The following is a 24,666-nucleotide window of genomic DNA, read 5'->3' as shown; positions in this document are numbered from 1 at the left end:
TGTCTTGCTCACTCGTCCGATGGGACGGCAGTTGGCTGTCTTGCTCCCTCTCCCGCTTGCGGGAGAGGGCTGGGGTGAGGGCTGTCTTCCTGCAGCGCTTGCAGGATGCGTTCCCGCACCGCGTCCGTCTGCGTCAGCACTTCGTGGTTCCAGAAGCGAAGTACGCGATAGCCCTGGGCCTCGATGAAGCGCGTGCGACTCTCGTCGCAGGCGGCGGCTTCCACATGCTGACCGCCATCCAGTTCGACGATCAGCCTGGCTTCGAGGCAAGCGAAGTCCGCGAAATACGGACCGATCGGACGCTGGCGACGAAACTTGTGGTTGCCGAGGCGGCGATCCCGCAGGTGAAACCAGAGCAGGGCCTCAGCATCGGTCGGGGTTTCGCGAAGGCTGCGTGCCCTCACCCTAGCCCTCTCCCGCAAGCGGGAGAGGGGACCGGACGTGTCGAGGTCGTCGCTCATGGTCCTTGCGAGGTCAGTTGCGTGCGCGGGTCAGTTACGCACCGGCTTCCCCGTGCTCAACATCCCCATGATCCGCTCCTGCGTCTTGGGATGCACGATGAGCGAGCAGAACGCCTTGCGTTCCAGCGTCATCAGGTATTCCTCGGTCACGAGCGAGCCCGCGTCCACGTCGCCGCCGGTGACCACGTTGGCGATCAGGCTGGCAATGTGGAAGTCGTGCGCGCTGATGAAGCCGCCGTCGCGCATGTTCACCAGCTGGCCCTTGATCGTCGCGGCGCCGCTGCGGCCCGCCACGCGGAAGGTGCGGCGAAGCGGCGGGCGGTAGCCGGCGTCGGCCATGGCCTTGGCCTGCTGCAGTGCCACGTACAGCAGCTCGTCCTTGTTCGGCACGATCACGTCGCTGTCGAGCAGGTAGCCCAGCTTCTTCGAATCGAGCGCGCCGGTGCCCACCTTGGCCATCGCCGCGGCGGTGAAGCCTTCTGTGAGGAAGGGCAGCAGGTCGGTACCCGTGGACGCCGAGGCGTTCTCCGCCGCACGGCGTGCGATGTAGGTCAGGCCGCCCGCGCCGGGGATCAGGCCCACGCCGACTTCGACCAGGCCGATGTAGCTTTCCATCGCGACGACACGCTTGGCCGAGTGGATGGCCAGCTCGCAGCCGCCGCCCAGCGCCATGCCGCGCACGGCGGAGATCACCGGCACGTTGGCGTAGCGGATCTTGAGCATGACGTTCTGCAGCTCTTCTTCCGCGCCTTCGACCGCGCCGATGCCCGCGACCACGAAGGCCGGCAGCATCGCCTGCAGGTCGGCGCCGACCGAGAACACCTCGTCGGGCGACCAGATCACCAGGCCCTTGTATTCGGCTTCGGCCAGGTCGACCGCAGCACCGAGTGCTTCGGCCACGTCGGGGCTGATGGCGTGCATCTTCGACTGGATGCTCGCGATGAGCACTTCACCGTCGAGCGTCCACACGCGCACATCGCCTTCGTCGCTGATCGTGGTTCCGGCCGTGTTGGCATCGGCCGCGTTCGCGCCGAGCACGCTCTCGGGGAACAGCTGGCGGTCGTGCACGGGCAGCTTGCGCTGCGGCACGAACTTGTTCTGCGAAGCGCTCCACGAGCCTTCGGGCGTGTGCACGCCGCCAGCTTCGGCCACTGGGCCTTCAAACACCCACTTCGGCAGCGGTGCAGTGCTGAGTGCCTTGCCCGCGTCGATGTCTTCCTGCACCCACTTGGCGACCTGCGCCCAGCCGGCTTCCTGCCAGAGCTCGAACGGGCCCTGCTTCATGCCGAAACCCCAGCGCATCGCGAAGTCGATGTCGCGCGCGCTCTCGGCGATATCGGCCAGGTGCACGGCGGCGTAGTGGAAACCGTCGCGCAGGATGGCCCAGAGGAACTGGCCCTGCGGTCCTTCGCTCTCGCGCAGCAGCTTCAGGCGCTCGCCCGCGGGCTTCTTGAGCATGCGGCCGTACACCTCGTCGGCCTTGGCGCCGGCGGGCACGTACTCGCCGCTCTTCAGGTCGAAGCGCAGGATGTCGCGGCCGGCCTTCTTGAAGAAGCCCGCCTTGGTCTTCTGGCCCAGGTTGCCCAGCTCCAGCAGCTTGGCGAGCACCGGCGGCGTCGCGAAGTTGGCGTAGAACGGATCGGTCTCGGCGTTGAGGTTGTCCTGCAGCGTCTTCACGACGTGGGCCATGGTGTCCAGGCCCACCACGTCGGCGGTGCGGAAGGTGCCCGAGCTCGCGCGGCCCAGCTTCTTGCCGGTGAGGTCGTCCACCACGTCGGGCGTGAGGCCGAACTTCTCGACTTCCTTCAGCGTGGCCAGCATGCCGGCGATGCCGACGCGGTTGGCGATGAAGTTGGGCGTGTCGTGCGCACGCACCACACCCTTGCCGAGCGTGCTGGTGACGAAGGCCTCGAGGTCGTCGAGCACCTGGGGTTGCGTGGTGGGCGTGTTGATCAGCTCCACCAGGAACATGTAGCGCGGCGGGTTGAAGAAGTGAATGCCGCAGAAACGCGGCTTCAGGGCTTCAGGCAGTGCTTCGCTGAGCTTGGTGATCGACAGGCCCGAGGTGTTCGAGGCCAGGATCGAATGCTTGGCCACGTGCGGCGCGATCTTCTTGTACAGATCGAGCTTCCAGTCCATGCGCTCTGCAATGGCCTCGATGATGAGGTCGCATTCGCCGAGCTTGGCCAGGTCATCCTCGTAGTTGGCCTGCTCGATCAGGCCCGCGTCGGCCACGTCGCCGAGCGGCGCGGGCTTGAGCTTCTTGAGGTTGTCGATGGCGCGCGTGACGATGCCGTTCTTCGGGCCTTCCTTGGCGGCCAGGTCGAACAGCACGACGGGCACGCGCACGTTGACGAGGTGGGCGGCAATCTGCGCGCCCATCACGCCGGCGCCGAGCACGGCGACCTTCTTCACTTGAAATCGGGACATGTTGCTTGGTATTTCTTGGATAGGTTGTGCGCGGAGTTACTGCACACGGTTCCAGGTTTGGGTGCGCCAGAAGGGGCCGAGGTAACCACGGACTTCGAGCTTCTTGCCGCCGTCGATGGGCGTGAAGCTCGCGCGGTATTCCTTGCCGTTCTCGGGGTCGAGGATCTTTCCGCCTTCCCAGACGTCCTTGCCCTCGGCCTTCTTGCCGCCACGAATGATCTCCAGGCCCGCGATGGGCTTGCCCTTGCGGTCGTCGGCGCATTCGTCGCAGGTGGCGTCGGGCTTGGTGTCTTTCTTCAACGACTTCTCGATGCGCCCGAGCAGCGCGCCGTTGGCGTCGGCGATGCGGATCTCGGCCTTGGCTTCGCCGGTCTTGTCGTCGACGTTGCGCCACAGGCCCACCGGCGTGCTCTGGGCCATGGCCGAGACGGCGGTGACGGTGAACAAGACAGCTGCAAGCGTTGCTTTCATGAGCGGGCTCCCGGTGGGTCGATGAAGAAAGGCTGTGTGTCGCTTAAGCGAGTGCGGCGTCGGTGTCCATCAACACCTTGCTGCCGGCGCGCGCGGTGCGCATCAGCATCACGGTCTCGGGGAACAGCTTGGCGAAGTAGAAGCGCGCGGTCTGCAGCTTGGCGACGTAGAACGGATCGTTGTTGCCGGCGGCGATTTCGCGCAGGGCCACCTGGGCCATGCGGGCGAACAGGTAGCCGAACACGAAGTGGCCGGCCACGCGCAGGTAATCGACGGCGGCAGCGCCCACTTCGTCGGGGTTCTGGAAACCCTTGAAGCCGATCTCGGTGGTGAACTTGGTGAGCTGGTCGCCCAGCATCGCGATCGGGTTGATGAACTCGGCCATCTTCTCGTTCACGCCTTCTTCTTCCACCAGCTTGGCCACGAGCTTGCCGAACTTCTTGAGCGACGCGCCGTTGTTGCCCAGGATCTTGCGGCCCAGCAGGTCCAGCGACTGGATGGTGTTGGTGCCTTCATAGATCATGTTGATGCGGTTGTCGCGCACGAACTGCTCCATGCCCCATTCCTTGATGAAGCCGTGGCCGCCGAAGACCTGCATGCACGAGTTCGTCGCGATGTGGCCGTTGTCGGTGATGAAGGCCTTGACGATGGGCGTGAGCAGCGCGACCAGCTCGCCGCTGTCCTTGCGCACCTTCTCGTCGGGGTGGTTGTGTTCCTTGTCGAGCAGCAGCGTGCAGAAGATCTGCAGCGCGCGGCCGCCTTCGGCATAGGCCTTGGCCGTGAGCAGCATCTTGCGCACGTCGGGGTGCACGATGATGGGATCGGCTTCCTTGTCCTTGGCCTTCACGCCCGACAGCGAACGCATCTGGATGCGGTCCTTGGCGTAGGCCAGCGCATTTTGGTAAGCCACTTCGGTCAGGCCGAGCGACTGGTTGCCCACGCCCAGGCGGGCGGCATTCATCATCACGAACATGGCGGCCAGGCCCTTGTTGGGCTCGCCCACCAGCGTGCCGGTGGCGCCTTCGATCACGATCTGCGCGGTGGCGTTGCCGTGGATGCCCATCTTGTGCTCCAGGCCGGCGCAGAAGATCGGGTTGCGCTCGCCCAGCGAGCCGTCGGCCTTGACGTGGAACTTCGGCACCACGAACAGGCTGATGCCCTTGCTGCCCTTGGGCGCGTCCGGCAGGCGGGCCAGCACCAGGTGAATGATGTTGTCCGTCATGTCGTGCTCGCCGGCCGAGATGAAGATCTTGCTGCCGGTGATGCGGTAGGTGCCGTCCGCCTGCGGCTCGGCCTTGGTGCGCAGCAGGCCCAGGTCGGTGCCGCAATGGGGTTCGGTCAGGCACATGGTGCCGGTCCACTCGCCGCTCGTGAGCTTGGGCAGGTAGGTCTTCTTCTGGTCGTCGGTGCCGTGCGCGGCCAGGGCCTCGTAGGCGCCGTGCGAGAGGCCCGGGTACATGGTCCAGGCCTGGTTGGCGCTGTTGAGCATTTCGAACAGGCACTGGTTCACCACGAAAGGCAGGCCCTGGCCGCCGAAGGCCGGATCGCACGACAGCGCGGGCCAGCCGCCTTCGACGTACTTGGCGTAGGCGTCCTTGAAGCCGGTGGGCGTCTTGACTTCGTGCGTGGCCTTGTCGAGCACGCAGCCTTCTTCGTCGCCGCTGATGTTCAGCGGGAAGGTGACTTCGGCCGCGAACTTGCCGGCCTCTTCGATCACCGCGTTGATGGTGTCGGCATCGGTCTCGGCGTGGGCCGGCAGTGCCTTGAGTTCCTCGGCGACGTTGAGCACTTCGTGCAGCACGAACTGCATGTCACGCACGGGGGGGTTGTAGGTAGGCATCCGGGACTCTCCTGGTCGAAGCTAGATAGATTGGAAAAAACGAAAACGGAAAAACGAAACGGGCGGCCGTGGCGCTCAGCGCACGGTCTTGAGCCGGCGCGTGCCGCGCGCGGCGGGCGCGGACTCGGCGGCGTTGGAGGCAGGCGGCGCGTCCGGCGTGGCGGCGCGCGCAAGGATGTTGTCGAAGCCGACGTTGGCGCGGCCGATGGAGCCGGGCACCTGCAGGAAGCGGGCTTCGTAGTGCAGCGCAAGGATCAGGCCGTGAATCTCGAACCCGACCTGGCGCTCGTCGGCGTCGGCGCGCAGGTGGCCTTCGGTCTTGGACTGCACGATGGCGCGCAACACGGCGGCCTGCCAGATGCTGACCGACTCGACCAGCGCATCGCGCACCGGGCCCGGACGGTCGTCGAATTCGGAGGCGCCGCTGATGTAGATGCAGCCCGAGTCGATCTCGGTCGAGGTGCGCTTCATCCAGTTGGCGAACATGGCGCGCAGGCGCGGCAGGCCGCGCGGGGCCTGCAGGGCGGGGAAGAACACCTCCTGCTCGAAGCGGGCGTGGTACTCGCGCACCACGGAAATCTGCAGCTCTTCACGCGAGCCGAAGTGGGCGAAGACGCCCGACTTGCTCATCTTGGTGATCTCGGCCACGGCGCCGATCGACAGGCCCTCGAGCCCGATCTGCGCGGCCAGCGCCAGTGCGGCGTCGACGATGATGGCCTTGGTCTGCTGGCCTTTGGGGGCGGCGCGGGCCGGCTTGGCGGGAACGGCGGTGGCAGACATCGTGAAAGCTCCGAATAAAACGAACGGTCGTTCTATTTTGCAGGGGCTTTGCACTTTTGACCGCAAATGACCTTGGGCGGCGCTGGGTTAATAAAGGTTAGCCAAAGCAAGGGGCGACCGCCAGGGGGCCGCACCCTTGCCCCGCGGGATCAGAAGTCCTGCGACACGGGCCGCAGTACGACCTCGTTGATGTCCACGTTGGCCGGCTGCTCCACCGCGTAGACGATGGCGCGCGCCACCGAGTCGGCCGGAATCTGGTTGGCGTCGTAGAAGGCCTTCACGCCGGCGGCGCTCTCGGCGTCGCTGCTGCCGAACTTGAGTTCCGAGTCCACCGCGCCGGGCGACACGATGGTCACGCGCACACCACTGTTGCCCACCTCCACGCGCAGGCCTTCGGAGATGGCGCGCACCGCGTGCTTGGTCGCGCTGTAGACCGTGCCGATGGGCGTGAACACCTTCAGCCCGGCAATCGACGCGACGTTGACGATGTGGCCGCTGCCCTGCGCCTGCATGCGCGGCAGCACGGCGGCGATGCCGTAGAGCACGCCCTTGATGTTGACGTCGATGGTGCGGTCCCATTCGTCGACCTTGAGTTTTTCGAGCGGCGACAGCGGCATCACGCCCGCGTTGTTGACCAGCACGTCGATGCGGCCGAAGGCCTCGACGGTGGCGGCCGCGAGCCTTTCCAGGTCGGCGCGCTTCGCCACGTCGGTGGCCACGGCGATGGCGTCGCCGCCGGCCTCGCGGATCTCGGCGACGACCTGGTCGAGCCGGTCGGTGCGTCGGGCCGCGAGCACCACCTTGGCGCCGCGTGCGGCCAGGTGGCGCGCCGTCGATTCACCCAGGCCGCTGCTGGCGCCGGTGACGATGGCGACCTTGCCCTGGATGTTGTCTTGAATGGAGGTCATGGAATTTCCTTGGGGGTGTATTGAAGAAGTGCATGCAGTGTGGAAAATCCACGCGTTCCAGTAAATGAAACTCTGGCGACTTCAGAATTCCCAAAAAAGGAACGTCTCATGTCCAACCGCCTCGAAGCCCTGCGCGTGTTCTTCACCGCCGCCGATGCCGCCAACTTCCGCGAGGCGGCCGTGCGCCTGTCGGTGTCGCCACAGGTGGTGACGCGCGCCGTGCGCGAACTCGAGGAAGAACTGGGCGAGCCGCTCTTTCACCGCAGCACGCGCGGCGTGCAGCTCACCGATTTCGGGCGCCAGCTCGCCGAGCGCGCCCGCGTGGCCGTGGGCGGCGTGGACGAACTTTTCCACCGCATCGACCGGCGCGCGCTGTCGCAGCACACGGGCACGGTGCGGGTCACGGCGCCGCATGTGTACGCCCGGCTGATTCCGCAGGCGCTGGCGCCGCTGCTGGCGCAGCATCCCGGGCTGGTGCTCGACCTGCGGCTGTCGGAGCAGCATGCCGACGTGGTCGACCAGCAGATCGACCTCGGCGTGCGCGTCGGCCCGATGCGCGACGCGCGCTTCGTGGCCCGGGGTGTGGGAAAGATGTCGCTGTGCGTGGTGGGCTCACCCGCACTCATCGAGCGGGTCGGTGCGCCGCGCACCGTCGATGCGCTGTCCGGGCTGCCGGTGACGGCGCTGATCGACCACAGCTCGGGCCGGCCCTGGCCGTGGGCCTTCAGCAAGAAGCGGGTGTTCACCGTGTCGTCGCCCGCGTTCGTGACGGACAACATCGACGCCGAAAGCGCCGCGGTGCTGGCGGGCATCGGCTTCGGCCAGCTCATCGGGCCGCTGGCGCAGCCGTGGCTGCAGTCGGGTGCGCTGGTGGAGGTGCTGGCGGCCGAGGCGCCCGAGCCCTGGCCGATCCACGTCTACCGCCCGCAGCGCGCGCCGGTGCCGGCGCGCGTGCGGCTGGTGTACGACGAACTGGTCCGCGTGCTCAGAGCTTGAAGGGCACCACTTCCTGGCGCTGCTCGCCCAGGCCTTCGATGCCCAGCGTCATCACGTCGCCCTTCTTCAGGAACAGCGGCGGCTTCATGCCCATGCCGACGCCGGGCGGCGTGCCGGTGGTGATCACGTCGCCGGGCATCAGCGTCATGAACTGGCTCACGTAGCTCACGAGCTTGGCCACGCTGAAGATCATGGTCTTGGTGCTGCCGGTCTGCACGCGCTGGCCGTTCAGGTCGAGCCACATCGCGAGCTTCTGCGGGTTCTCGATCTCGTCGCGCGTGACGAGCCAGGGGCCGATGGGGCCGAAGGTGTCGCAGCCCTTGCCCTTGTCCCAGGTGCCGCCGCGCTCGATCTGGTATTCACGCTCGCTCACGTCGTTGACGGTGCAGTAGCCGGCCACGTAATCGAGTGCGCTCTTTTGCGACACGTAGCGCGCCTTCGTGCCGATGACCACGCCGAGTTCGACCTCCCAGTCGGACTTGACCGAGCCCTTGGGCAGCATCACCGGGTCGTTCGGGCCCTGGATGCAGCTGGTGGCCTTCATGAAGACGATGGGTTCCTTGGGCACCGGCAGGCCCGATTCGGCCGCGTGGTCGGCGTAGTTCAGGCCGATGGCGATGAACTTGCCGACGTTGGCCACGGGGCTGCCCAGGCGCGGCTTGCCCTTGACCAGCGGCAGCTTGTCGACCTTGGTCTTGCGCAGCTTGGCAAGGGCGGCATCGCCGAGCTGGTCGGGACCGATGTCCTTGACGACGGCGCTCAGGTCGCGCAGCTTGCCTTCGTTGTCGATGAGACCGGACTTCTCTTTGCCGGGGTTGCCGTAGCGGACGAGTTTCATGCGTTCCTTTCAGTGCATTGAAAAATCAATAGGTGGAGCGGCCACCGGACAGGTCGAAGACCGCGCCGGTGGAGAACGAACAATCTTCGGTGCAAAGCCAGCCGACCAGCGCAGCCACTTCTTCCACCGTGCCGAAACGGCCCATCGGAATTTTCGACAGCATGAACGCGATGTGGTCGGGCGTCATCTGGTCGAAGATGGCAGTCTTCACTGCCGCGGGCGTCACGCAGTTCACGCGGATGCCGGTGTCGGCCAGCTCCTTGCCGAGCGACTTGGTGAGACCGATCACCGCCGCCTTGCTCGCGCTGTAGGCGCTGGCGTTGGGGTTGCCTTCCTTGCCGGCGACCGAGGCGATGTTGACGATGCGGCCCTCGCCCTTCGTGCCCTGCCTGCGCATCTGCGCCACCACCTCGCGGCAGCACAGGAACACGCCGTTGACGTTGACCTCCATCACCTGGCGCCACTCGTCCACCGGGTAGTCCCACAGCTTGACGTTGGGCCCCGTGATGCCGGCGCTGTTGACCAGTGCGTCGATGCGCGGCGCGTGGGCGAGCGTGGCGGCCACGGCTTTTGCCACCGAGGGCTGCTGCGTCACGTCGACCTTCAGTGCGAAGGCCTTGGCGCCCAGCGCTTCGGCCGCGCGCACCGCGGCGGCCTCGTCACGGTCCCACAGCGTGACGCTGCCACCCGAGGCGACGAGCCGCTGCGCGATGCCGAAGCCCAGCCCCGTGGCACCGCCGGTGACCACCGCATGGCGGCCTTCGAAATCGAGCCGGTTCATATCGTGATGCCGCCGTCGACGGTGAAGTACTGGCCAGTGGCGAAGATGGATTCGTCGCTGGCCAGGAACACCACCACCGGCGCGATCTCCTCGGCCTGCGCGAGCCGGCCCATGGGCTGGCGCGCCACGAAGGCCTTGCGCGCAGCCTCCGGGTCGGCGTTGGCGTTGATGCGATCGCCCAGCGAAGGCGTGTCGACCGTGCCCGGGCACACGGCATTGCAGCGGATGCCGCGGGCCACGTAGTCGGCCGCCACGCTCTTGGTGAGGCCGAGCACGGCCGCCTTGGTGGTGCCGTAGACGAAGCGGTTGGGCAGGCCCTTGATGCTGGAGCACACGCTGGCCATGTTGATGATGCTGCCGCGCCCGGCCGCGAGCATGCCGGGCAGCACGGCCTGGATGGTCCACATCTGGGCGCGCACGTTGAGGCGGAAGGCAAAGTCGAGGTCGTCGTCGCCGGCCTGCTCGATGGTGCCGTTGTGCACCACACCCGCGCAGTTGAACAGCACGTCGAGCGCGGGCAACTGCGCCACCACCGCGCCGATGGCGGCCTTGTCGAGCACGTCGAGCTTCAGGGCCGTGACGTTCGCCACGCCGTCGTAGGCCGCCAGCAGCTGCTCGTTGACGTCGGTGGCCCACACGCGGGCGCCCTCGGCCGCGAGCGCGAGCACGCTGGCGCGGCCGATGCCCTGGCCGGCGGCGGTGACGAGCACGGTCTTTCCCTTCAGTCTCATGGTCGGTGTCTCCTGGGGATGGTCTGTGGGTGCGGGGTGGATTCGGGTTAGGCCCGATGGGTGGCATCGGCGAAGCGCCGTATTCTGAATTGGCCTTACCACTTGTCCAATTCAGGACAACCCTTAACCCCCTTCGATCCCGTGCCGCTCCAGACCGTAGAACCCCAGCGCCTGTACCGCCAGATTGCCGACCAGCTGCGCGGGCTCATCGGCAAGGGCGAGTTCGATGTCGGCGCGCGCATTCCCGCCGAACGCGACCTCGCCAAGCAGCTGGGCGTGAGCCGGCCGTCGGTGCGCGAGGCGCTGATCGCGCTGGAGGTGGAAGGCTGGGTCGAGATCCGCACCGGCTCGGGCGTGTACGTGCTCGATCGCTCGCACCGCAGCAGCACGCCCGCGGGCGGCACCGGCGCCGAGTGGGGCCCGCTCGAGATCATCCGGGCGCGCCGCCTGGTGGAAGGCGAAACCGCCGCCACGGCCGCGCAGCACGGCAAGCGCAAGGACATCGACGCCATGCGCCGCGCGATCCAGAGGATGCGCGAGATGGCGGCGCGCAACGAGGTGCCGCACGAGGGCGACCGCGCCTTCCACCTGGCCATCGTCAACGCCTGCGGCAACGTGGTGCTGACCGAGACGGTGCAGGGCTTCTGGGAGTCGCGGCAGGGCCCGATCTTCGCGCGGATGATCGATTACTTCGAGACCATGGCGTCGTGGCAGGCCGCCATCGGCGAGCACCAGATCATCCTGGACGCCATCGCCGCGCGCGACCCCGCCGCGGCGCGCGAGGCCATGCACCAGCACATGGACAAGTTCCACCAGCGATTCAGCGCCAGCTGGCGCCGCACGAAGGCCTCCTGACATGCACGCCAGCCCCTCCCACAGCCAGCAGACGCACCCATGACCCCCTACATCAGGCTCCACGCCGCCGACGACGTCGTCATCGCGCGCGCCCAGCTGCTCGGCGGCACCGCCGTCGAGCACGTGACCGTGCGCGGCCTCATTCCGCCGGGCCACAAGATCGCCATGCGCGACATCGCGCCGGGCGAACCGGTGCGCCGCTACAACCAGATCATCGGCTTCGCGAGCCGGCCCATCGCGGCCGGCGAGCACGTGCACACGCAGAACCTGGACATGGGCCCCGACAAGGGTGACTTCGAACGCGACTACGCCTTCGGCGCCGACGTGAAGCCCGCGCCCGCGAAACGCGAAGCCACCTTCATGGGCATCAAGCGCGCCGACGGCCGCGTGGCCACGCGCAACTACATCGGCGTGCTGACCAGCGTGAACTGCTCGGCCACGGCGGCGCGCGCGATTGCCGACCACTTCTCGCGCAAGACGAATCCGCAGGCGCTCGCGGCGTTTCCGAATGTCGATGGCGTGGTCGCGCTGACGCACGGCACGGGCTGCGGCATGGACACGCAGGGCATGGGCATGCAGATTTTGGAACGCACGCTCACGGGCTACGCCACGCACCCGAACTTCGCGGGCGTGCTGGTCGTCGGCCTCGGCTGCGAGGCCAACCAGATCAACGCGTGGCTCGCCACCGGCCACCTGGCCGAGGGCGAGAACTTCCGCACCTTCAACATCCAGGACACGGGCGGCACGCGCAAGACGGTCGAAAAAGGCGTGGCGCTCATCAACGAGATGCTGCCGCGCGCCAACGCGGTGAAGCGCGAGCCGTGCAGCGCGGCGCACATCACGATCGGTCTGCAGTGCGGCGGCTCCGACGGCTACTCGGGCATCAGCGCCAACCCGGCGCTGGGCGCGGCGGTCGACCTGCTGGTGGCGCACGGCGGCACGGCCATCCTCAGCGAGACGCCCGAGGTGTACGGCGCCGAGCACCTGCTCACGCGCCGCGCGGTGAAGCGCGAGGTGGGCCAGAAGCTGGTGGACCGCATCAAGTGGTGGGAGCACTACACCGAAATCAACGAAGGCGAGATGAACAACAACCCCTCGCCGGGCAACAAGGCGGGCGGACTCACGACCATCCTCGAGAAGTCGCTGGGCGCGGTCGCCAAGGGCGGCACCAGCAATCTCGAGGCGGTGTACGAATACGCCGAGCCCGTCACCGCGCACGGCTTCGTCTACATGGACACGCCGGGCTACGACCCGGTGAGCGCCACGGGCCAGGTGGCCGGCGGCGCGAACCTGATCTGCTTCACGACCGGTCGCGGCTCGGCGTATGGCTGTGCGCCCTCGCCTTCTCTCAAGCTGGCGACCAACTCGGCGCTGTGGCAGCGGCAGGAAGAGGACATGGACATCAACTGCGGCGAGATCGTCGACGGCACGGCCTCGATTGCGGAGATGGGCCAGCGCATCTTCGAGTTGGTGCTGGCCACCGCATCCGGCGCGCAGTCGAAGAGCGAGCAGCACGGCTACGGGCAGAACGAGTTCGTGCCCTGGCAAGTCGGTGCGGTGATGTGAGCGCCGGCATGAGCACCCTTCCCTTCGGTTTCCTGGAAGGCACCGGCTTCGAGCGGCTGGACGCGCGCTTCAACACCTGCATCCCCGGCCCCGAGCGCGTCGAGCGGCTGTGGACCGGCGCGCGCTGGTGCGAAGGGCCGGTGTGGTTCGGTGCGCACCGCACGCTCCTGTGGTCGGACATTCCGAACAACCGCATGCTGCGTTACGACGAGGTGAACGGCACGGTCGGCGTGTTCCGCGAGCCGTCGAACAACACGAACGGGCACACGGTCGACCGCGAAGGCCGGCTCGTGAGCTGCGAGCACCTCACGCGACGCGTGACGCGCACCGAGCACGACGGATCGATCACCGTGCTGGCCTCGCACTGGCAGGGCAAGCGCCTGAACTCACCCAACGACGTGGTGGTGCATCCGGACGGTGGCGTGTGGTTCACCGACCCGAGCTACGGCATCCTCTCGGACTACGAAGGACTGCGCGCGGACAGCGAGATCGGCGCGTGCCATGTCTATCGCATCGACCCCGCGAGCGGCGACGTCGAGCGCATGGCGGACGACTTCGTGAAGCCCAACGGCCTCGCGTTCTCGCCCGACGCATCGCTGCTCTACGTCGCCGACACCGGCGCGAGCCACCTGCAGGACGGGCCGAGGCACATCCGCCGCTTCAAGGTGGGCGCCGACGGCCGCAGCCTGAGCGGCGGCGAGGTGTTCGCTGAATGCACGAGCGGCATGTTCGACGGCTTTCGCCTCGACACCGAAGGCCGCCTCTGGACCAGCGCGCTCGACGGCGTGCACGCCTACCACCCGGACGGCACGCTGCTGGGCAAGGTCCTCCTGCCCGAGCGGGTGGCGAACGTCTGCTTCGGCGGGCCCAAGCGCAACCGGCTTTTCATCTGCGCGACGACGTCGCTCTATGCCATCACACTGAACGCGAAGGGAGCCTGATCCATGTCTCACACCCTGCCGGCGGATGCGCTGCAAGCGACCGTCACCCGCATCCTCGAAGCGGCGGGCAGCCAGCCTGCCGAAGCACAGCAGGTGGCGGCCAACCTCGTGCTGGCCAACCTCAGCGGCCACGACTCGCACGGCGTGGGCATGCTGCCGCGCTATGTCGACGCCGTGGCCGAGGGCGGCCTCGTGCCGAACGCGGCCGTGAAGGTCAACCTCGACATCGGCACGCTGATGGGCCTGGACGGCCAGCACGGCTACGGGCAGATCGTCGGCGTGCAGGCGATGGAACTCGGCATCGCGCGCGCGAAGCAGCACGGCAGCTGCATCTTCACGCTCGCGAACGCGCACCACCTGGGGCGCATCGGCCATTTCGCGGAGATGGCGACGGCGCAGGGGCTGGTGGCGATGCACTTCGTCAACGTGCTCTCGCGGCCCGTGGTGGCGCCCTGGGGCGGCGGCGACGGGCGCTTCGGCACCAACCCGTGCTGCATCGGCATTCCGCTCGCGGGCGCCGAGCCCTTCGTGCTCGACTACGCGACCAGCCGTGTGGCGCAGGGCAAGATGCGCGTGGCCCACAACAAGGGCGAACAGGTGCCCGACGGCTACCTCATCGACGAGAACGGCGCGCCCACCAACGACCCCGGCGTGGTCGTGGTGCCGCAGGGCAACGGCCTGTTCGGCGCGCTCATGACCTTCGGCGAACACAAGGGCTACGGCATGGCCGTGGCGTGCGAGTTGCTGGGCGGCGCGCTCACCGGCGGCGGCACCTGGCACCGGCCGGCGGACACGGCGCGCACGGTGCTCAACGGCATGCTGACGGTGCTGATCGACCCCGCGAAGCTCGGCACGCAGAAGGCCTTCGACGAAGAGGCGCGCGAGTTCATCGGCTGGCTGCGGCAAAGCCCGCCGGGCCAGGGCTTCGAGGCCGTGCAGATCGCGGGCGAACCGGAGCGCCGGGCGCGCGCGGCACGCCGGCGCGACGGGGTGTGGGTCGATGACGCGACCTGGGGCGAGATCATCGCCGCCGGCGCGAAGGTGGGCGTGGCCGTCGCCTAGCGTCGCGCCGCCTGGCGCGACTTCTGGCTCAGCACGAGCGCGATGCCGCCGAGGATCGCCACCGAGGCGAGCGCCAGCCGCGGCGTGATCGCTTCCGACAGGAACAGCACGCCGCCGAACGCTGCCAGCAGCGGCACCGACAACTGCACGGTCGCCGCCCGCAAGGCCGACAGCCGGCCCAGCGCCGCGTACCAGACCACGTAGCCGAGCCCCGAGGTCAGCGCGCCGGAGGCCACGGCCAGCGCGACGCCACGCACATCGGCGTGCGCATGCGCGATGAACACCAGGCTCAGTGCCAGGGCCAGCGGCACGGCGCGCAGGAAGTTGCGCGCGGTCGCGGCCAGCGGGTCGGCCACGCCCCGGCCGCGCAGCGAATACACGCCCCACGCCACGCCCGCCACCGCCATCAGCACGGCGCCCAGCAGCGGCGGCGCGGCGACGCCCGGCGACACCAGGTAGACGAGCCCGGCCGCCGCAAGGACAAAACCGCACCACGCCAGCACCCCGAAGCGCTCGCCGCCGCCCAGGCCCGCGCCCAGCATCGTGAGCTGCACCGCGCCGAAGAGGATCAGCGCGCCCGTGCCCGCCGGGAGGCTGAGGTAGGCGAAGGAGAAGAACGCGACGTACGCGAACAGCATGACGGCCGGGAGCCAGCCGGTGCGCCCAAGGGCGGACGGCTGCGCCCGGAAGCGCACGACGAGTGCGAGCGTGAGCGCGCCGGACGCGAGCCGGATGCTGCCGAAGCTGGCGGGGTCGATGCCGCCGTGCTGCAGCGCGAGCCGGCACAGCAGCGAGTTGGCCGCGAACGCGACCATGGCGACCGCGGTGAGCGCGGCGACGTGCAGGAGAAGGGCCGGGCGGGCAGCGGCGGCGTCAGGCATGGCGCGCCCCGGAAGGCCAGCGAAGGCGGGAAGGACAAGCACTCATGCGAGCCTCCGATCCAGAGGTCATGCGAAACGGGCTTGTCACCGCGGCACCGCGTGGCGGCAAGGGAGGAAATTGATCGTACGCGTCGCCAGGGGCCGCGTCGAGTTCAGCGGTGCGGCGCCGGACCTGCCGGCCTGGCCTTCAGACGATCAGGGCGATCGTGGCTTCCAGGTGTTCCGACGGTGCCCGGCGGAAACCCGAGCGCGCAAAGCGCTGCAACTGTCCGACCACGAAGGCCGTGAGCGCCGCGGCGCGCACCTGGGCGTCGACGCTGGGCGTGGCCGAGCCGTCGGCGGCGGCCGCGCCGCGCAGCACCTGGCGCAGCGTGGCCTCGATCTTGTCGAAGAACTGGTTCATGCGCTGCTGCAGGCGCTCGTTCTCATAGACCAGCGCATCACCGACCATGACGCGCGTCATGCCGGGGTTGCGCTCGGCGAACTGCACGAGCAGCGTGAGGATGCGGGCGGCCTGCTGGCTGCCGGTGGCACCTTCGCGCTCGAGGATCTGGTTGACCAGCGTGAAGACGCTCTGCTCGATGAAATCGATGAGGCCCTCGAACATCTGGGCCTTGCTCGCGAAGTGGCGGTACAGGGCCGCCTCGCTCACCTCGAGCCGCGCAGCGAGTGCGGCGGTGGTGACCCGCTCGGCACCGGGCTGCTCCAGCATGGCGGCCAGCGCCTGCAGGATCTGCACGCGCCGCTCGCCCGGCTTGGGGCGCTTGCGCGTCGGTGCGGCGGCGGGCGTGTCGGCCGGGGTCTCTACGCCGGGGGCAGCTGTCTCTTCGTTCTGCATGGGAGCGCGTGCAAAGATGTAATCAATTGATTCTCGCACAGCGCAGTGAGCGCGCGCCTTCCGCCGCAGGAAGGCACGCACAGGGCGCTCAGCGCGCCCGGATCATCGTGCCGTAGGCCTGGTCGGTCAGGATCTCGAGCAGCATCGCGTGCGGCACGCGGCCGTCGATGATGTGCACCGCATTCACGCCGCTCTTGGCCGCGTCGAGCGCACCTTCGATCTTGGGCAGCATGCCGCCCGAGATGGTGCCGTCGGCGAACAGCTCGTCGATTTCGCGCGCGCTGAGGTTGGTGAGCAGGTTGCCGTTCTTGTCGAGCACGCCGGGCGTGTTGGTCAGGAGCATGAGCTTCTCGGCCTTGAGCACCGTGGCGAGCTTGCCGGCGACGACGTCGGCGTTGATGTTGTAGCTCTCGTTCTCTTCACCGAAACCGATCGGGCTGACCACGGGAATGAAGGCGTCGTCCTGCAGCGCCTTGACCACGCTGGGGTCGATGGAGACGATGTCGCCGACCTGGCCCACGTCGTGGTGCACATTCGGGTCGGTGCGGTCGGCCAGCTTGAGCTTTTGCGCGCGAATGAGGCCGCCGTCGCGCCCCGTGAGGCCCACGGCCTTGCCGCCGGCCTGGTTGATCAGGCCCACGATGTCCTGCTGCACCTCGCCGGCCAGCACCCATTCGACGACTTCCATGGTCTCGGCGTCGGTCACGCGCATGCCCTGCACGAAGCTGCCCTTCTTGCCCAGCTTGTTCAGCGCGGCCTCGATCTGCGGGCCGCCGCCGTGCACCACCACCGGGTTCATGCCGACCAGCTTGAGCAGCACCACGTCTTCGGCGAAGTCGGCCTGCAGCGCCGGGTCGGTCATGGCGTTGCCGCCGTACTTGATGACGATGGTCTTGCCGTGAAACTTGCGGATGTACGGCAGCGCCTGGGCCAGGATCTCGGCCTTGTCGCGCGGAGGGATGTTGAGGACGGGATCGGTCATGGACAGTCAGGCTCCAAAGCGGTGGACGATGGGAAGAATTCTCGCAACAAGGTGGCGCCGGCGGTCAGGGCCGCAGCCAGCGGGGGACCTTGAAGCGCACGATCATCAGGTACGCCCCGACGTAGGTCGTGACGAACAGAAGGCAGAACAGCATCAGCACGAAGGTGTTGTTCCAGAACAGCACCGCGGGCACCACCGACAGCGCGGCGAACATCCACAGGTAGGGCGAGGTGCGGTTGTTGCGCGCCAGCAGCTGGCGCGCCTCGTCGTCCGCGAAGGCCACGCGCACGATGCGCCGGAAGATCAGCTGGTGGAAGTGCAGCGCGTCGGCCGTGCCCGGCGACTGGCCCCGGGCCAGCTTGCGGTAGATGGAGAACAGCGTCTCCCACACCGGGTAGATCAGCAGCAGCATCGGGAACCACGGCGACACCACGCGGTGGCGCTGCACCAGCGTCACGCAGGCCACGGCGATCACCATGCCCCAGACGTAGGCGCCGCCGTCGCCGGCGAAGATCTTGCCGCGCGGGTAGTTCCAGACCAGGAAACCGAAGGTGGCGCCGACCAGGCAGATCACCATCGCGGCCAGCTGCCGGTCGCCCAGCTGCAGCGCGACGTGCGAGATCGCCAGGCACACGAGCACGGCCACGGTACCGGCCAGCCCGTTGTAGCCGTCGATGATGTTGAAGGCATGCGGCAGGCCGCCGATGGCCAGGGCCGCGAAGACCAGCGAGGCGTACGGCAGCAGCGCGAGCCAGCCGTCGAGCGTCTCGAAGCCGGTGCGTGCCACGCCCAGCCCCTGCACCCAGCACACCAGCAGCGCCGAGCCGATGGTCAGGCCCAGCCGGTAGCGCACCTTGACCTGCTGGGTCACGTCCTCGACGATGCCGCCGAGCACGGCGGGCAGGATGCACACCAGCGTCAGCATCGAGGTCTTGAGCGGCCAGGCGATGTTCAGCGGTTCGATCAGGCCGGCGCCCAGCCAGGCCGCGCTCATGCCGAGCATGATGCCGGCCCCGCCCAGGCGCGGCACGTGGCCCTTGTGGAAACGCTGGGGCATGTCGGCGCCATAGCGGCGCGCGTGTCTGCGCGCGCGGCGCATGAACAGCTGCACCGCGATGGCGGAGACGAAGAAACTGAGGATGATCAGGGCAATCATGTGTGGGGTTAGGGGAACCCTAGAATTCCCGAGCGAAATTAGACCATGCCCACGCCCCCTTCTTCACCCCAAGCCCCGGTCACCCTGTCGATCGTGAGCCACGGCCAGCTCGCGCTGGTGCTGCCGCTGCTCGAGCAGCTCGACCAGTACAGCCGGGACGCGATCGCCAAGGTCGTGCTCACGCTGAACATTCCCGAGGCCGACCTGCTCGCAGGACGCCAGTGGGGATTCGCCATCGAACGGATCGAGAACCCGGCGCCCCTGGGCTTCGGCGCCAACCACAACCAGGCCTTCGCGCGCTGCGACACGCCCTGGTTCCTGGTGCTCAACCCCGACATCCGCTTCGACGCCGACGTGCTCGCCCCGATGCTCGCCCAGGCCGCGCCCGACGCCGGCCTGATGACGCCGCGCATCCTGGAGTCGGGCCGGCCCGAGCCCGAGCCGCACCGCGCGCTGCTGACCCCCTTCGAGATCCTGGGCCGCAAGAAGCCCGGCTACCAGCCGCCGGCCGTGCCGGCCTGGATTCCCGGGCTGTTCATGCTGTTTCGCAGCGAGGCCTACCGCCGCATCGGCGGCTTCGACGAGCGCTTCTTCATGTACGGGGAAGACTTCGACATCTGCGCCCGCACCCGGCTGGCGGGCTGGAAGCTCCAGGTGACCGAAGACCTGCGCGCGCGCCACGACGCCCAGCGCGCCAGCCACCGCAGCAAGAAGTACCTCTACTGGCACGTGACCAGCCTGCTCAAGGTGTGGCTGTCGGGGGCGTTCTGGCGCTACTGGCGGCTGCAGCGCACCGCCGCCTGAAAAAGGCGCGGCGGCGTTTGCGAGGACAATCGGGGCCGAAAAGCCCGCACAAAAAGCCCGCTAGCGCCGCTTTCAGCACCGACGATGACGACCACGAGCAGCCCGACCTCCCTCCCCGAACACGCCCACCTGGTTCACCCGAAATACCGCCCGGACATCGACGGGCTGCGCGCCGTCGCGGTGCTCTCGGTGCTCGGCTACCACGCGTTCCCGCAGTGGATCAAGGGCGGCTTCATCGGCGTCGACATCTTCTTCGTCATCTCGGGCTTCCTGATCACCACCATCATCCTGGGCAGCTTCCAGGGCGACGGCTTCAGCTACCGCGAGTTCTATGCGCGCCGCGTGAAGCGCATCTTCCCGGCGCTGGCACTGGTGCTGCTGGCCACCATGGCCTTCGGCTGGTTCGCCCTGCTGCCGCACGAATGGGAACAGCTGGGCAAGCACGTGGCCGCGGGCGCGGGCTTTGTCTCGAACTTCGCCTTCTGGAGCGAGGCCGGCTACTTCGACAACGCCGCCGAGACCAAGCCGCTGCTGCACCTGTGGTCGCTGGCCATCGAGGAGCAGTTCTACATCTTCTGGCCCGTGCTGCTGGGCCTGGCCTGGAAGCGCAAGTGGCGCATGCTCACGGTGCTCGGCACGGTGGCGGCGATGTCGTTCCTGCTCAACGTGACGACCATCCACAGCCACCGCACGGCCGCGTTCTATTCGCCGCTGTCGCGCTTCTGGGAACTGATGATCGGCGGCATGCTGGCCTATGCGCGGCTGCACCGCCCGCCGCCGCAGCCGGGCTGGAGCCGCCACGCACAGTCGATCGCCGGCCTCGTGCTGATCGTGCTGGGCCTGTGCTACATCCGCGGCGGCAAGGCCTTCCCCGGGTTCTGGGCCATCCTGCCGTCGGTGGGCGCCTTCTTCTGCATCGCCGCCGGGCCGACCGGCGTACTCAACCGCTACGTGCTGGCCTCCAAGCCGATGGTGTGGGTGGGTCTCATCAGCTACCCGCTCTACCTCTGGCACTGGCCGCTGCTGGCCTATGCGCGCATCCTGGAAGGCAAGCTGCCTTCCGACGGCATCCGCGCGCTGATGCTGGTGGCGTCGTTCGTTCTGGCCTGGCTCACCTACCGGTTCGTCGAGCGCTACACGCGCCGCAGCGAGAACCCGACAGTGACGGCGGGGCTGGTGGCCGTGATGGTCGGCTTCGTCGTGCTCGGCCTGCTGGCGACCACGCGCTACTACGTGGGCCGCCACAGCGATCCCTACTTCAACAAGACCGCCGCCGCCGCCAAGGACTGGGCCTACCCGGACGGCCTGAGCCCGATCAAGGTCGACGGCGAGGTGCTGCAGCAGATCGGGCAGGGCAAGCGGCGGGTGCTGTTCTTCGGCGACAGCCACGTCGAGCAGTACGGGCCGCGCGCCGTCGAGCTCGCCAAGACCTCGCCGGGCACGCTCGATTCGCTCTCCTTCGTGACCTGGGGCGCCTGCCCGCCGATTCCCAACGTGGTCGACGAGCAGAACAACCTCTGCGGCGAACGCCGCGACGGCGGCATGCGGCTGGCCATGAGCGACCGGTTCGACGCCGTCGTCTTCGGCGGCTGCTGGAATTGCTACTTCACCGAGACCGGCAAGCCCAACGCCGAGAACGCAGCGGCCGACCGCTACTACTTCTTCGACGGCAAGGACAAGCGGCGCTTCATGGGCGGCGGCGGCGTGGACTTCTCGCTCAACATGCTCGAGACCGTGCTGACCACGCTGGCCAAGCACAAGCAGGTCTACCTGCTGCTGGACAACCCGGTCGGCGAGGGCTTCGGCCCCGAGGAGTTCATCAAGGGCGGCCGCCTGGGCGACATGCAAGTGGGCAAGATGTCGCCCACCGCCCCCTGGGACCCGAGGCAGAAGGCGCTGCACGAGCGCATGCGGCAGATCGCGCAGCGCAGCGGCGCCATCGTGATCGACCCGATCCCGACCCTGTGCCAGAAAGACTGGTGCACCCGCGCCGACGCCGACGCCACGCCGATCTACAAGGACGCGGGTCACCTGCGCGCCGAGTACGTGCGCTCGCACGCCACCTACATGGACCCGGCGATGACGTCGGCGCCGGCCCGCTGAGGACCAGGCTGCGGCGGCCTGCGGGCCGCCGCGGCGCACATCAGGACTTGTAGACCTTGCGCAGGCTGCGGATGATCGGCAGCTTCGTCAGCGCACCGATGAAGCGCACCATGCCCGGCGTGCTCCGGCGCAGCAGGAACAGCGTGATCCACAACCGCAGCTTCTTTTTGCGGCCCACATACGGGTTCGCGAAGACGATGGCCGCGTAGTCGTCCAGCACCGCCGTCATCTCGCCGCGGTACTGGTCGTCCTTCTTGATGGCCTCGATCGCCTCGTTCACGAAGAACAGCTGGAAGCGCGGCATCAGGTATTCGCGCAGGTAGTAGCGGCCGCGCTGGTGCTCGTCGGGGAACATCTGCAGCAGCTTCTTGAAGTACTTGAAGCGGCTGCGCACCATGCGGATGCCGAACGAGGTACTCGCCGTGTGGATGCACCAGACCGTCACCGCCTTGTCCACGAAGTGATTGCTGTAACCCTTGCGGAAGATGCGCAGGAACAGGTCGTCGTCCTCGTAGCCCATGAACTGCGAGTCGAAGCCGCCCACCGCGTCGAAGGCCTTGCGGCTCACCAGCGCGGCCGAGGGCAGCACGAACATGTCGTAACGCAGCAGGTCGAAGATGCTGCGCTTCGGGTGCTGTGCGTGGTCCTTGATGACGCCCGTGCGGATCACGTTGCCGTCGCCGTCCGCCTCGTACAGGTCGGCGTAGATGTAGCCGAACAGGCGGTCGTCTGCCGGGATCGACGACACCAGCGTCTCGATGTGGTTCGGCAGGTAGAAGTCGTCCTGGTCCAGGAAGCAGATGTACTCGGAAGTCGACGCCGCCACGCCCGCATTGCGCGCCGAGCCCTGGCCGCCGTTCTCCTTGTCGAGGATGCGAAACGGGTAGCGGGCCGCCAGCCCGTCGAGCGCGGCGCGCTCCTCCGGGCGGGAGCCGTCGTTGACCACGATCACCTCGTGCGCGGGCACCGACTGCTCGAACACGCTCTTCACCGAGCGCTCGATGAAATCGGCGCCGTTGTAGAACGGGATGATGACCACGACGTTCGGCCAGGCCGTCGGCTCGCCGGGCCGGGAAGGGTTCGCGGGGACGTTGATTGGGTTCATTGTTGTTGTGTCAGACAGATTCGAAAAGATCGCGGACCACGCCGCGCACCCCGCGGCCGAACTTGTCGTAGCGACCGGTCATGGCCTCGCGCAGGATCGGCACGCACCGGGCCAGGCGCGAGGCGGGCAAGGCGGCGCGGAAGCGCTGGTGCACGATCTTGCTGCGCACCTTGTCGATGATCTCGGGGGGCACGCGATCGCCCAATTTCAGCAGGCGCTCCAGCAACAGCTCGGCCTTGATCGCGCGCTCGACGTGCGTGTTACCGCGCGAGGCGAGCGCCTTGCGCACCTTTTCCTTGAAGGTGTCGCGGCGGGCGCCGATCTGGTTGGATTCGTGCTGGCGGTAGTCGATGAGGGACTCTTCCAGCAGATCGACCCGCGACGTGGTCGACGCGATGATGGCCAGCCATTCATCGTGCACCCATTCGACGGGCAACGGCAGCGCATCGGCGAGCAGCACACGACGGAAAACCGTGGTGGCGCCGGTCACGAGGTTGCGGCGCAGGAACACGTCGAAGGCCCGGCCGGTGTGGATCCGCTCGATTTCGGACGGTGTGACCTCGAGCGCATGGAACAGCGTGTTGCCCAGATCGTGGCCCTGCGAATCCACGAGGCGCGCGTCGGTGTGCAGCAGCCAGAGGTTGTCGTCCTGCACGAAGGGCGCCACCATCCGCTCGAGCCGGTCGGGTACCCACACGTCGTCCTGGTCGCTCAGCGCGATCAGGTCGCCGGTGCAGGCGGAGATGGCCTGCTCAAAGTTTTTGACGACCCTCAGGGCCACCGGGTTCTCGAAGACCCGCAGGGCGATGGCCAGCCCGGCACGCTCCGCCGCGCATTCGGCCACCGTGGCACGCACGACGTCGACCGAGCCGTCGCGCGAGGCATCGTCGGACAGCACGATCTCGATCGGTGGCCGGGTTTGCAGGCAGATGCTGCGCACCTGTTCGCGCAGGAAGCGGGCGCCGTTGTAGGTGCACAGGGCGACGGAGACTTCGAGGGGACGGGACATACGCATGGGTTGATCGATTTTCTGTCGGGCATGCTGCCGAGGGCAGCCGCAGCCCGTCCGATCGGGGGAGCGGTGGGCTCTTCGATGGTTACGAATTGCAGCGGAACCGGAGCCGGTAAAATTATCTCTCAGTTGATACTCCGAATAAAATGCGCGGGCTCGCACGAGCACCGTTCCGGCCCATCCGGCCATAGCCCTCCAAGAAATCCCGCTTGACCCCCTCGGCCACGAAGCGCTTTTGCTCATCGCGGTGTCATGCGGTGGTGGGAACCTGACCCTGCACATCAGCACCCGCATGGCAGACAAAGACACTGACGCACACGCATGAGCCAAGTTCATTCCAATCTCCACCGAAGCGCCCTGGCCGACTGGTGGGAAGGCACCCGCCGCACCGACATCTGGTGGACGCTGGCATGGTTCGACGTGGTGCTGCGTTATCGCCGCTCCATGCTGGGCCCCCTGTGGCTCACGCTGAGCATGGGCGTCATGATCGGCGGCATGGGGCCACTGTATGCCTCGCTCTTCGGCACCCATCTGGACAAGTTCTTCCCACACCTGGCACTCGGCGTGATCTTCTGGGGGTTCTTCTCCGCGGTGGTCACCGATGCCTGCAACGCCTTCGTCGGCGCCTCCAACTACCTGAAGCAAGGCTACTTTCCCATCAGCCTCTTCGTGTGGCGAGGCCTGGGGCGCAACCTGATCCAGTTCGCCCACCAGATCGTGCTGTACATCCCCGTCGCCATTTGGGCCGGCGTCTCGCTGTCGTGGTCGGCGCTCATGGTCATTCCGGCCTTCCTGATCCTCGTCGTCAACGCCCATGCGCTCGGCCTGCTGCTGGGCCTCATCTGCACCCGCTATCGCGACGTGACGCAGATCATCACCAGCATCATGCAGATGCTGATGTTCCTTACCCCTGTTTTCTGGCTTCCCGAGAACCTCCCGGGCCGCGCCAAATACGTGCTGTGGAACCCCTTTGCGCAGATGCTCGACCTGTTGCGCACCCCGCTGATGGGCGGCGAGGCCCATCTCCACAGCTGGATCGGCATTGGCGTGTGGACCGTACTGTGTCTGACCGCCGCGAGCGTGATGTTCGTCAAATACCGTCGCCGCGTCGTTTACTGGCTCTGA

The 24,666-nt window shown here is 67.6% G+C and carries 23 protein-coding genes; 8 read left to right on the top strand and 15 right to left on the bottom strand.

Translation table 11 applies throughout. The annotated features are described in order from the left end of the window. Positions 1-8: 8 nt before the first annotated feature. From AC3WQM_RS12525 to AC3WQM_RS12500, 6 genes are all read right to left on the bottom strand, one after another. The gene (locus AC3WQM_RS12525) at positions 9-461 is read right to left on the bottom strand and encodes an endonuclease domain-containing protein (RefSeq protein WP_492679088.1); all 453 of its coding nucleotides are present in this window, start codon (positions 459-461) and stop codon (positions 9-11) included. 30 nt (positions 462-491) lie between these two features. Next, positions 492-2,891 (bottom strand): 3-hydroxyacyl-CoA dehydrogenase/enoyl-CoA hydratase family protein, encoded by a 2,400-nt coding sequence (locus AC3WQM_RS12520; RefSeq protein WP_492679086.1) that lies wholly within the window; start codon positions 2,889-2,891, stop codon positions 492-494. Between the two features lie 36 nt (positions 2,892-2,927). Next, the gene (locus AC3WQM_RS12515; protein WP_062471092.1) at positions 2,928-3,362 is read right to left on the bottom strand and encodes a DUF2147 domain-containing protein; all 435 of its coding nucleotides are present in this window, start codon (positions 3,360-3,362) and stop codon (positions 2,928-2,930) included. Between the two features lie 43 nt (positions 3,363-3,405). Beyond that, positions 3,406-5,202, bottom strand: coding sequence for an acyl-CoA dehydrogenase C-terminal domain-containing protein (locus AC3WQM_RS12510; RefSeq protein ID WP_095949522.1), 1,797 nt, complete (start codon positions 5,200-5,202; stop codon positions 3,406-3,408). Between the two features lie 75 nt (positions 5,203-5,277). Then, entirely contained in the window at positions 5,278-5,982 is a 705-nt protein-coding gene (locus AC3WQM_RS12505) for a TetR/AcrR family transcriptional regulator (RefSeq protein ID WP_070060219.1), read from the bottom strand. Between the two features lie 149 nt (positions 5,983-6,131). Next, a complete protein-coding gene (locus AC3WQM_RS12500) occupies positions 6,132-6,890 on the bottom strand; it encodes an SDR family oxidoreductase (protein WP_492679084.1) in 759 nt (252 codons plus the stop codon). Positions 6,891-6,998: 108 nt separating this feature from the next. Between AC3WQM_RS12500 and AC3WQM_RS12495 the strand changes: the two genes are divergently transcribed. Then, positions 6,999-7,886 (top strand): LysR family transcriptional regulator, encoded by an 888-nt coding sequence (locus AC3WQM_RS12495; protein WP_492679082.1) that lies wholly within the window; start codon positions 6,999-7,001, stop codon positions 7,884-7,886. Here the strand turns inward: AC3WQM_RS12495 and AC3WQM_RS12490 are convergent. Genes AC3WQM_RS12490 through AC3WQM_RS12480 form a run of 3 tightly spaced genes read right to left on the bottom strand, consistent with a single transcriptional unit; the run spans position 7,876 to position 10,236 of the window. Further along, positions 7,876-8,724 carry a fumarylacetoacetate hydrolase family protein gene (locus tag AC3WQM_RS12490; protein ID WP_492679080.1) on the bottom strand — a complete coding sequence of 283 codons (849 nt, stop codon included), beginning with the start codon at positions 8,722-8,724 and terminating at the stop codon, positions 7,876-7,878. The genes AC3WQM_RS12495 and AC3WQM_RS12490 overlap by 11 nt on opposite strands. 25 nt (positions 8,725-8,749) lie before the next feature. Next, positions 8,750-9,505 carry an SDR family NAD(P)-dependent oxidoreductase gene (locus AC3WQM_RS12485; protein ID WP_492679078.1) on the bottom strand — a complete coding sequence of 252 codons (756 nt, stop codon included), beginning with the start codon at positions 9,503-9,505 and terminating at the stop codon, positions 8,750-8,752. Further along, entirely contained in the window at positions 9,502-10,236 is a 735-nt protein-coding gene (locus AC3WQM_RS12480; protein WP_492679076.1) for an SDR family oxidoreductase, read from the bottom strand. The genes AC3WQM_RS12485 and AC3WQM_RS12480 overlap by 4 nt, the downstream gene beginning before the upstream one ends. 141 nt (positions 10,237-10,377) lie before the next feature. Here AC3WQM_RS12480 and AC3WQM_RS12475 point away from each other — a divergent pair, with 141 nt between their 5' ends. From AC3WQM_RS12475 to AC3WQM_RS12460, 4 genes are read left to right on the top strand one after another with little or no spacing between them, the layout of a single operon-like run. Then, entirely contained in the window at positions 10,378-11,091 is a 714-nt protein-coding gene (locus AC3WQM_RS12475; RefSeq protein WP_492679074.1) for a FadR/GntR family transcriptional regulator, read from the top strand. 39 nt (positions 11,092-11,130) lie between these two features. Further along, on the top strand, positions 11,131-12,657 hold the full coding sequence (locus AC3WQM_RS12470) for a UxaA family hydrolase (protein ID WP_492679072.1): 1,527 nt from the start codon (positions 11,131-11,133) through the stop codon (positions 12,655-12,657). Positions 12,658-12,665: 8 nt separating this feature from the next. Next, positions 12,666-13,598, top strand: coding sequence for an SMP-30/gluconolactonase/LRE family protein (locus AC3WQM_RS12465; RefSeq protein WP_492679070.1), 933 nt, complete (start codon positions 12,666-12,668; stop codon positions 13,596-13,598). A gap of 3 nt (positions 13,599-13,601) precedes the next feature. Beyond that, a complete protein-coding gene (locus AC3WQM_RS12460) occupies positions 13,602-14,660 on the top strand; it encodes a malate/lactate/ureidoglycolate dehydrogenase (RefSeq protein WP_492679068.1) in 1,059 nt (352 codons plus the stop codon). On the opposite strand, the gene AC3WQM_RS12455 is transcribed toward AC3WQM_RS12460, so the two are convergent. The 4 genes from AC3WQM_RS12455 to AC3WQM_RS12440 all read right to left on the bottom strand — a co-directional run bounded on the left by AC3WQM_RS12455 (position 14,657) and on the right by AC3WQM_RS12440 (position 18,517). Next, the gene (locus tag AC3WQM_RS12455; protein ID WP_492679066.1) at positions 14,657-15,541 is read right to left on the bottom strand and encodes a DMT family transporter; all 885 of its coding nucleotides are present in this window, start codon (positions 15,539-15,541) and stop codon (positions 14,657-14,659) included. The genes AC3WQM_RS12460 and AC3WQM_RS12455 overlap by 4 nt on opposite strands. Before the next feature lie 187 nt (positions 15,542-15,728). After that, positions 15,729-16,379, bottom strand: a complete 651-nt coding sequence (gene slmA, locus AC3WQM_RS12450) for a nucleoid occlusion factor SlmA (RefSeq protein WP_099794951.1) — start codon at positions 16,377-16,379, stop codon at positions 15,729-15,731. A gap of 88 nt (positions 16,380-16,467) precedes the next feature. Next, on the bottom strand, positions 16,468-17,361 hold the full coding sequence (argB, locus tag AC3WQM_RS12445) for an acetylglutamate kinase (RefSeq protein ID WP_489060993.1): 894 nt from the start codon (positions 17,359-17,361) through the stop codon (positions 16,468-16,470). Positions 17,362-17,425: 64 nt separating this feature from the next. Continuing rightward, entirely contained in the window at positions 17,426-18,517 is a 1,092-nt protein-coding gene (locus AC3WQM_RS12440) for a glycosyltransferase family 4 protein (RefSeq protein WP_492679064.1), read from the bottom strand. A 45-nt stretch (positions 18,518-18,562) separates the two neighbouring features. Here AC3WQM_RS12440 and AC3WQM_RS12435 point away from each other — a divergent pair, with 45 nt between their 5' ends. Both AC3WQM_RS12435 and AC3WQM_RS12430 read left to right on the top strand, forming a co-directional pair. After that, positions 18,563-19,321 (top strand): glycosyltransferase family 2 protein, encoded by a 759-nt coding sequence (locus AC3WQM_RS12435; RefSeq protein ID WP_492679062.1) that lies wholly within the window; start codon positions 18,563-18,565, stop codon positions 19,319-19,321. An 84-nt stretch (positions 19,322-19,405) separates the two neighbouring features. Further along, entirely contained in the window at positions 19,406-21,424 is a 2,019-nt protein-coding gene (locus AC3WQM_RS12430; protein WP_492679060.1) for an acyltransferase family protein, read from the top strand. Positions 21,425-21,464: 40 nt separating this feature from the next. On the opposite strand, the gene AC3WQM_RS12425 is transcribed toward AC3WQM_RS12430, so the two are convergent. Both AC3WQM_RS12425 and AC3WQM_RS12420 read right to left on the bottom strand, forming a co-directional pair. After that, complete coding sequence (locus tag AC3WQM_RS12425; protein WP_492679058.1) at positions 21,465-22,529, bottom strand: glycosyltransferase family 2 protein; 1,065 nt, start codon at positions 22,527-22,529, stop codon at positions 21,465-21,467. A gap of 10 nt (positions 22,530-22,539) precedes the next feature. Next, positions 22,540-23,538 carry a glycosyltransferase family 2 protein gene (locus AC3WQM_RS12420; protein ID WP_492679056.1) on the bottom strand — a complete coding sequence of 333 codons (999 nt, stop codon included), beginning with the start codon at positions 23,536-23,538 and terminating at the stop codon, positions 22,540-22,542. 324 nt (positions 23,539-23,862) lie between these two features. On the opposite strand from AC3WQM_RS12420, the gene AC3WQM_RS12415 reads away from it, so the two are divergent. Then, entirely contained in the window at positions 23,863-24,666 is an 804-nt protein-coding gene (locus AC3WQM_RS12415) for an ABC transporter permease (RefSeq protein ID WP_492679054.1), read from the top strand.

It is taken from the genome of Variovorax sp. FW301-JW7, assembly GCF_058788795.1.
The sequence above is the reverse complement of the archived record's forward strand: the minus strand, read 5'-3'. Positions and strand labels throughout refer to the sequence as shown.